Genomic DNA, 8,247 nt, shown 5'->3' with positions numbered 1-8,247 from the left:
GGGGTTTCCCCATGTGAGAGTAGGTCATCGTCAAGATTAAATTCCGAAACCCCAATTGCGAAAGCAGTTGGGGTTTTGTTTTGGGCGCTCGAAACACATTTGCTCAGCAGGCGCGAGATGGCTTGCATAGATCGCTAACGCTAGAGCGGCGTATCGAGCAGGCTCACCTATGGATCGCTCTATTCAGCGCTTTTATGGCAGATATCCAAACACCAGTCGAACCTTGCGCATGATCCAGGTTCACAGGTGGTGCGCTGTACATTTATCTCCACGCTATGTACCTCGCCGCCACGCGGTCAGTGTCTGAGCGGTTAAGCAAAATAATCCCCGGAAAAGGCTCTTGCCGCCTGTCCGGACTCGACCACCGCGGACTATCATGCGATAGCCCTGTCCCCTCACTGCAAGGAGCCGCTCGGAACGCCGATGCGCCAGATCTGGAAATCTTTTCGAGCCCTTTATTTCGCCTCCTTGATGATGCTGATCGGCTCCGGCCTGCTCAGTACGTATTTAGCCTTGCGATTGGCGGCCGACCATGTCGACAGCCTGTGGGTGGGTGCGCTCATGGCGGCCAACTACTTTGGCCTGGTGCTGGGCGGCAAGATCGGGCACCGTTTGATCGCCCGTGTCGGGCATATACGCGCCTACGCTACCTGCGCCGGGATCGTCGGCGCGGCTGTGCTGGGCCACGGTTTGATCGATTGGCTGCCTGCCTGGATCGTACTGCGGGTGATCGTGGGCCTGGGGATGATGTGCCAGTACATGGTCATTGAAAGCTGGCTCAATGAGCAGGCGGAGGCCAAGCAGCGTGGCGTAGTGTTCAGCGGCTATATGATCGCGTCCTACCTCGGTCTGGTGCTGGGCCAGCTGATACTGGTGATGCATCCCCATCTGGGGCTTGAACTGCTGATGCTGGTCGCGCTGTGCTTTGCCCTGTGCCTGGTGCCGGTGGCCATGACCCGACGTATTCACCCGGCGCCGCTGCATCCGGCGCCGATGGAGCCGCGTTTCTTTATCAAGCGCGTGCCACAGTCCCTCAGCACGGTGCTGGGGGCTGGACTGATCGTGGGCTCGTTCTACGGTCTCGCACCGCTTTATGCCTCACAGCAGGGGTTGACGACCGAGCAAGTCGGTTTGTTCATGGGGTCCTGCATTTTTGCTGGACTGCTCGTGCAGTGGCCCCTGGGCTGGTTGTCCGACCGCTATGACCGCGCATTGCTGATCCGCTGCTTTGCGTTGTGCCTGGCGGTGGCAGCATTGCCCTTGGCGATCATGACTCAGGTCCCGTTGGAAGTGCTGTTCGTGGCGGGCTTTTTTTGTTCACTTGTGCAGTTTTGTCTGTACCCGTTGGCTGTGGCTTTTTCCAACGACCATGTAGAAGGTGATCGCAGGGTATCGCTGACCGCCATGTTGCTGGTGACTTACGGCGTGGGTGCCAGTATCGGCCCGCTTCTGGCGGGTGTGGTGATGAAACTGTTCGGCAGCCAGATGCTGTACGCGTTTTTCAGCCTGTGTGCGTTGATCCTGGTATGGCGTATACGGCCGAAGGCGGTGACCAACTTGCATCAGGTAGACGATGCGCCGCTGCATCACGTGGCGATGCCTGACAGTATGTCCAGTTCGCCGTTGGTGGCCGCGCTTGACCCGCGGGTAGATGAACAGGTGGTACAGGAGCAGATGCAGGCCACTGTGCCTGAATCAGACCCCGAACCAGCCGTCGAACCAGCCGTCGACGAGCCGGCTGCCGAGATTGCGCCTGAGTCGACAGACCCGCAAGACCATCCCCATGACTTGAGCAGAGCGCGCCCCTGAACGAAAAACGGGCAGGTCCTGTCAGGAGCTGCCCGTTTTTTCCTTCAGCGTTCAAGGCTTAAAAGTCGTCGTCCTTGTCGAAGCGCCGAGCTTCGCGTTGCAGTTGATACACAAAGCGTTCTACCTGGCGCTGCACCAAACCGCTCATGTTATGAAAGCGCACGCCGGCAAAAGTGATGTTGATCCTGTCTTCGAAATGCAGGTAACGCAACTCGACAGCGGTCGTCATGTTGCCGAATGGCAGCGCGGCGATGAAGCGGTCGTAGACCTGCCCCAGTTGCAGGCGTTCGGCGATGTCGCCTTCAAAGCGCAATTTGCATCCAGTGGCGGAAATGTCGAGTAACTTGCCGTTGATCGGCGCCTTGAGCTTTTCGCCACCCAGTTCGATATTGACCAATTGCGCCAACTTCAGGGCAGCGCGGAATGCATCACGACGCTGATGATAGACCACCTCGCTGGGCATGCTGCCACTGTAGATACGGTGACCGTCCTTCTCGCTGATGCTCAGCGTGCCGTTACTGTCCCAGGCAACCCGGACGCCATCATGAAAACCTTCGATGCGGAAGGGTTCGCCATTTTCGAGGTGACGTTCACCGTCACGCGGAATCATTTCGTCCAGTACCAGCGTCTTGCTGTCCCGGTCGATGTCCACAAGGTAACTTTGGAAGCGTTGGCTGCGTTCGTGGAAAGTGATGATCAATGGATCATGGCTTTCCTGGAGCATCCGCAGCGTGCTGGCGATTTCCAAAGGTGTGGTAAGGACCTTGGGTGGCTGCGGTGCATCTTCCGCATTAAGGGTGTTGAACACGGTTGTTCCATCTCCAGGAAAATACGACTACACGCAAGAACCGGCATTTTGCCAGTATGTAGCGCACCTTGGATAGGCCGCGCTTTGGAACCGTTGTCAGGCTTGGCTGCGGGTGCTTGGCTTGACCAGGCGTGAAGTGGAACCTTGGGCGTTATACAGGGCCGGGGGCTCACCGCCGTGAAGAATACGTAACTGATTGGCCGTGGTGGCTTGCTGAAGCTGAATCGACTGGCCGTTGAGCAGGTTGGCTTCCTGGCACTGGGTGAGCAGGTGATTGAGCGCTTTGCTTTGCGTCAGCAACTGATCGCCGACCGAGGAATGACTTGCCAACTGTGCCAGGCCGTCGTGATCGGCAGGCAGGCCCAGGCTGATAAGAATCTCGCTGCGCTTCTTGCCGTGCTGTTCGAGCAGCACAATCAGCGACTGTTTGCGCGCGAGTATTTCTTCGAGCAAGGGCATATCCCGGCCATACAGGGCCAGGGACTCTTCTTTAAGCAGCTCGAGCAGTTGTTGCGTCGGCGCCAGATCATCAAGGATCAGTTGGAGCAAATGTTCGTCGTGGTGCATGGCTGGCCTTGGGTTTTAAGCGTCCAGAAGCCCAGCGCAGGCCTGTGCCTAGCGCTCGGCTTCGAAGTTAAGCAGCTTGCTGGCTACACGGTTGCTGTCGACTGTATAAGTGCCATCGGCGATGGCTTGTTTCAACTCGGCCACGCGGGCTTTGTTCACAATCGGCTGATCGCGCAGCGAGTCAGTGATCTTCTGCAACTGTTGAGCCTCATTGCTCAGGTGTACCGATTCCCCACTCTGGCTCGCGCTCGCCTGTTCTGCCTTGGCGGGCAGGGGTTTGGCTTCAACACTGTCCTTGGCACCGCTGGTGCGCGTATTGCCCGGCAAGGGCTGGGTGCTGTTTAAACGATTGAAATCAATGACCATGATAAAAAACCTCTGGGTATGTGGACGCTTGCCATGTTTTCGGCAATACCCGGACAAACTTTAGGCGCGAATGACAATAAATCTCCGCACGGAACATTCCATGCACAGTGTAGGAAAACCTAGCGCCCCATACCAGTAATCTATAACGCTACCTCGACCTGGCCAGGGGCCGTCACCCGCGCCTTGATCACGCGGTTGGAGTTGAGGTTCTTGACGCGAATCTGCTCGCTCATGCCGCCGTTGGACAGCGCTTCCCCAGGCATTCTCACGTTCAAACCGCCGCTGCTGGCGGAAATCACTACCTGGTCACCTTTACGAATGACCTCGGCCTGCTCCAGATGCACCAGGGTAATCACCTGATCGGTGACCACTGGTCGGGTGAGCCGCTGCCCGATCGCCTGGTCCAGGGAGGTCAGGTAACCCTGATTGATCAAGCTGATATCCCGTTCACGCAGTGCGACATCGTCATAGCCGATGATGCCGGTGCGCTTCAACGGTCGCGCCACCACGACAACGTCGCGGAACAATTTGACTTGAGCCGGCACAAAAACAGTCCAGGGCGAGGCGCCTTCACAGCGTACTTTTACGGTGACACGGCCAATGGGCTGGGCCGGGCTTTCCAGGGTGGCTGTCAATTCCTTGTCACACATCGGCATGCGCAGGCGCGGGTCCAACGAGTTGACCTGGATCTCATAGCGGCCCGGTGTCTGGGTGGTCTCCAGATAATCTTCTACAGTGTATTCAAGAAAGCCCTGGGTGACGCCGATAAGGAGATCAGGCAGGGTGACGTTGTCGGCGCGGGCCGTGACGCCCCAGACAAGCAGCGCCAACGCGGCGCAGAGCAATCTGCGATACTTTGGGCGGCAAGCGCGTCGGGAAACTGTCGTTTTAATATCCATAGCCAACCAAATAGCAAAGCTCGTGCCGTTTAGTGTTGGGTACGCATCGTACCTCTGGGATTTAGGAGTCTGGGCATGGCAGGTGTAATGGATTCAGTAAACCAGCGCACGCAGCTGGTAGGGCAGAATCGCCTGGAGTTGTTGCTTTTTCGCCTGGACGGCAAGCAGCTGTACGGCATCAACGTGTTTAAAGTGCGTGAAGTGCTGCAGTGTCCCAAGCTGACGATCATGCCCAAGTCCAGTCCGGTGGTGTGCGGCGTGGCCAATATCCGCGGCGCGACCATCCCCATTCTTGACTTGGCAATGGCCACCGGCTCCGCCGGTTTGCAGGACCGCCAGAGCCCGTTCGTGATCATTACCGAGTACAACACCAAGACCCAGGGGTTTCTGGTGCGCTCGGTGGAACGTATCGTCAATATGAACTGGGAAGAGATTCATCCGCCGCCCAAGGGCACCGGGCGCGATCATTACCTGACGGCGGTGACGCGGGTGGACAACCAGTTGGTGGAAATCATCGACGTGGAGAAAATCCTCGCCGAAGTCGCGCCCACCTCGGAAACGATTTCCGTCGGGGTAGTGGATGCCGAGACGGCACACAAGGCGGTATCCCTGCGCGTGTTGACCGTGGATGACTCCTCTGTCGCGCGCAAGCAGGTCACGCGTTGCCTGCAAACCGTCGGCGTGGACGTGGTAGCCCTCAATGACGGTCGCCAAGCCCTGGATTACCTGCGCAAGTTGGTGGACGAGGGCAAGAAGCCGGAAGAAGAATTCCTGATGATGATTTCCGACATTGAAATGCCGGAAATGGACGGATACACCCTCACGGCGGAAATACGCAACGATCCACGCATGCAAAAATTGCACATCATCCTGCATACTTCGTTGTCGGGGGTATTCAATCAGGCCATGGTCAAGAAGGTCGGTGCAGATGACTTTCTGGCCAAATTCCGGCCTGATGACCTCGCATCCCGGGTAGTCGACCGGATCAAGGCAGCAGATCACGGCTAGGGGCATTTCTCCTGGCGGTCACACGATTTAAGAGGCGGTACCATTGTCTACGGGTAATTTGGATTTCGAACAGTTCCGGGTCTTCCTGGAAAAAGCCTGTGGCATATTGCTTGGTGAAAACAAGCAGTACCTGGTATCCAGCCGTCTCAACAAGCTGATGGAACAGCAGGGCATAAAATCCCTGGGTGAGTTGGTTCAGCGGATCCAGGGGCAGCCGCGCAGCGGGCTCAAGGAGATGGTGGTCGATGCCATGACCACCAACGAAACGTTATGGTTTCGCGATACCTACCCCTTTGAGGTGCTCAAGAACAAAGTGCTGCCGGAAGCCATCAAGGCCAGCCCGGGTCAGCGCCTGCGTATCTGGTCGGCGGCATGCTCCTCGGGACAGGAACCCTATTCGATCTCCATGTCCATCGACGAGTTCGAGCGGACCAACATGGGCCAGCTGAAAGCCGGCGCGCAAATTGTGGCGACGGACCTGTCCGGCAGTATGCTCACCAACTGCAAGACCGGTGAGTACGACAGCCTGGCCCTGGGCCGAGGCCTGTCCCAGGAACGCTTGCAGCGCTACTTTGACCCGAAAGGGGCAGGGCGCTGGGCGATCAAGGCGCCGATCAAGAGCCGCGTCGAGTTCCGCTCGTTCAACTTGCTCGACAGCTACGCCAGCCTGGGCAAGTTCGACATGGTGTTCTGCCGCAACGTGCTGATCTACTTCTCGGCCGAAGTGAAGAAGGACATCCTCTTGCGCATCCATGGCACGCTCAAGCGCGGCGGGTATCTATTCCTCGGCGCTTCGGAAGCTTTGAACGGCTTGCCGGATCACTACCAGATGGTGCAGTGCAGCCCGGGAATCATCTACCAGGCCAAATAACAACGTTTACCCGGTAAAAAATGTGGGAGGGGGCTTGCCCCCGATGGCGGTGGGTCAGTCAGCTATTCATGACATGACACACCGCCATCGGGAGCAAGCCCCCTCCCACATTTGTTTCGCGGCAATTTCAACGGTAGCGGCAATCCTTCCATTGCCGCTTTACTGGCGCCACGCGGAAAGCACTTGCCGCTTTTCTGGCATTGCCGCCGGCAAATCCCCTACGAGCCCTTGATATACGGGGCTTGGTTACATTGGCATGCACCTTGCTATAACCCTGTTAACGAACAGCAGGTCAGCCAAAAGGTTTCCGCCATGAGCATCAGCTTCGATAAAGCGCTCGGTATCCACGAACAAGCCCTGGGCTTCCGCGCCCAGCGTGCCGAAGTCCTGGCCAACAACATTGCCAACGCCGACACCCCGAACTACAAGGCTCGGGATCTGGATTTCTCCGCCGTGCTCGCCGCACAGCAGGACAAAACCAAAAACGGCACCTTCGCCTTGAACATGACCAACAGCCGTCATATCGAAGCGCAAGGCTTGAGCAGTGGTGATGAGTCGCTGCTGTATCGCACGCCGATGCAGCCGTCGATCGACCAGAACACCGTCGATGCTCAACTGGAACAATCGAACTACGCCGAGAACTCGGTGAACTTCCAGGCCAGCTTCACCCTGCTCAACAGCAAATTCAAAGGGCTGATGTCAGCCCTGCGTGGAGAATAAGCCATGTCCCTGTCCAGTGTTTTCAATATTGCCGGCAGTGGCATGAGCGCGCAGACCACGCGTTTGAACACCGTCGCCAGTAACATCGCCAACGCCGAGACCGTGTCTTCGAGCATTGACCAGACTTACCGAGCCCGTCATCCGGTGTTCGCCACCATGTTCCAGGGCGGCCAGAGCGGCGGCAGTGATTCGCTGTTCCAGAACCAGGATGCCGCCGGGCAAGGCGTGCAGGTCCTGGGTGTGGTCGAAGACCAGAGCAACCTCGAAGCGCGTTACGAGCCGAACCATCCGGCTGCGAACGAAAAGGGTTATGTCTACTACCCCAACGTCAACGTGGTCGAGGAGATGGCCGACATGATTTCCGCCAGTCGTTCGTTCCAGACCAACGCGGAAATGATGAACACCGCCAAAACCATGATGCAGAAGGTCCTGACCCTGGGTCAGTGATAAGGGGCGCCGAATAATGGCCATCGTTGATACGTCGAACAACTCGGCAGTCCAGGACCTGTTCAACTCCAAGGTCAAGGACGCGTCAAACAATGTAGCGAATGTTTCCAAGGCTGCCACCGGCAACCAGGCATTGGGCAAGGATGCATTCCTGCAACTGCTGGTTACCCAGCTGAAAAACCAGAACCCGTTGTCGCCACAGGATAACGGTGCGTTCGTGGCCCAGTTGGCGCAGTTCAGCAGCCTGGAAGGCATCAACACCCTGAACGACTCGGTAAACAACATATCGAGCAACTTCAGCTCGTCGCAGGCGCTGCAGGCTTCGTCGCTGGTGGGACGTTCGATCATCACCCAGACCGACAAGGCACTGGTCGATACCAGCAAGAGCATGACCGGTTCGGTGGCGGTGACGGCGGCGACGGGCAATGTCTCGATCAAGATCACCGACAAGGACGGCAATGTGGTGCGCACCCTCGATATGGGCGCCCAGAGCGCGGGTTCGTCGGACTTTATCTGGGATGGCAAGAACGACAAAGGTGAAGTTGCTCCAGCCGGCACATACACCTTCGCGGCTTCCACCAAGAACGACAAGGGTGACGCGGTGGCCCTGGCCACTTCGCTGCCGGCAACGGTAACCAGCGTGACGCTGAGCAAGACCGGTGGCGAAATGCTGCTCAACCTTGCAGGCGGCATGGGCAGCGTCAAGCTGTCGCAAATTCAGACTATCGGTACATAGAGCCGGCTAACGACGG

General features: G+C 57.6%; 10 protein-coding genes. 6 read left to right on the top strand and 4 right to left on the bottom strand.

Features of this window, described 5'->3' with window-relative positions; all coding sequences use genetic code 11:
- Positions 1–423: 423 nt before the first annotated feature.
- A complete protein-coding gene (locus PspCFBP13528_RS26515; protein ID WP_101221167.1) occupies positions 424–1,809 on the top strand; it encodes an MFS transporter in 1,386 nt (461 codons plus the stop codon).
- A 58-nt stretch (positions 1,810–1,867) separates the two neighbouring features.
- On the opposite strand, the gene PspCFBP13528_RS26510 is transcribed toward PspCFBP13528_RS26515, so the two are convergent.
- The 4 genes from PspCFBP13528_RS26510 to flgA form a co-directional block, all read right to left on the bottom strand.
- Positions 1,868–2,617: a flagellar brake protein gene (locus tag PspCFBP13528_RS26510; RefSeq protein WP_065951077.1), complete on the bottom strand. Its 750-nt coding sequence runs from the start codon at positions 2,615–2,617 to the stop codon at positions 1,868–1,870.
- A gap of 96 nt (positions 2,618–2,713) precedes the next feature.
- Complete coding sequence (locus PspCFBP13528_RS26505; RefSeq protein ID WP_065951076.1) at positions 2,714–3,184, bottom strand: flagellar protein FlgN; 471 nt, start codon at positions 3,182–3,184, stop codon at positions 2,714–2,716.
- 48 nt (positions 3,185–3,232) lie between these two features.
- Positions 3,233–3,550 (bottom strand): flagellar biosynthesis anti-sigma factor FlgM, encoded by a 318-nt coding sequence (gene flgM, locus PspCFBP13528_RS26500; RefSeq protein ID WP_065951075.1) that lies wholly within the window; start codon positions 3,548–3,550, stop codon positions 3,233–3,235.
- 140 nt (positions 3,551–3,690) lie between these two features.
- Positions 3,691–4,449 carry a flagellar basal body P-ring formation chaperone FlgA gene (flgA, locus tag PspCFBP13528_RS26495; protein ID WP_137201844.1) on the bottom strand — a complete coding sequence of 253 codons (759 nt, stop codon included), beginning with the start codon at positions 4,447–4,449 and terminating at the stop codon, positions 3,691–3,693.
- 75 nt (positions 4,450–4,524) lie between these two features.
- Here flgA and PspCFBP13528_RS26490 point away from each other — a divergent pair, with 75 nt between their 5' ends.
- The 5 genes from PspCFBP13528_RS26490 to flgD all read left to right on the top strand — a co-directional run bounded on the left by PspCFBP13528_RS26490 (position 4,525) and on the right by flgD (position 8,231).
- Positions 4,525–5,457 (top strand): chemotaxis protein CheV, encoded by a 933-nt coding sequence (locus PspCFBP13528_RS26490; protein ID WP_065951073.1) that lies wholly within the window; start codon positions 4,525–4,527, stop codon positions 5,455–5,457.
- A gap of 43 nt (positions 5,458–5,500) precedes the next feature.
- Complete coding sequence (gene cheR, locus PspCFBP13528_RS26485; protein WP_057726452.1) at positions 5,501–6,328, top strand: protein-glutamate O-methyltransferase CheR; 828 nt, start codon at positions 5,501–5,503, stop codon at positions 6,326–6,328.
- A gap of 312 nt (positions 6,329–6,640) precedes the next feature.
- Positions 6,641–7,048, top strand: coding sequence for a flagellar basal body rod protein FlgB (flgB, locus tag PspCFBP13528_RS26480; RefSeq protein ID WP_057726450.1), 408 nt, complete (start codon positions 6,641–6,643; stop codon positions 7,046–7,048).
- A 3-nt stretch (positions 7,049–7,051) separates the two neighbouring features.
- Complete coding sequence (gene flgC / locus PspCFBP13528_RS26475) at positions 7,052–7,495, top strand: flagellar basal body rod protein FlgC (RefSeq protein WP_024076985.1); 444 nt, start codon at positions 7,052–7,054, stop codon at positions 7,493–7,495.
- 16 nt (positions 7,496–7,511) lie between these two features.
- Positions 7,512–8,231 carry a flagellar hook assembly protein FlgD gene (gene flgD / locus PspCFBP13528_RS26470; protein WP_137201843.1) on the top strand — a complete coding sequence of 240 codons (720 nt, stop codon included), beginning with the start codon at positions 7,512–7,514 and terminating at the stop codon, positions 8,229–8,231.
- Positions 8,232–8,247 lie beyond the last annotated feature (16 nt).

It is taken from the genome of Pseudomonas sp. CFBP13528, from assembly GCF_005233615.1.
GTDB lineage: Bacteria > Pseudomonadota > Gammaproteobacteria > Pseudomonadales > Pseudomonadaceae > Aquipseudomonas > Aquipseudomonas fluorescens_AM.
This window is presented reverse-complemented; position numbering and strand designations above follow the sequence as displayed.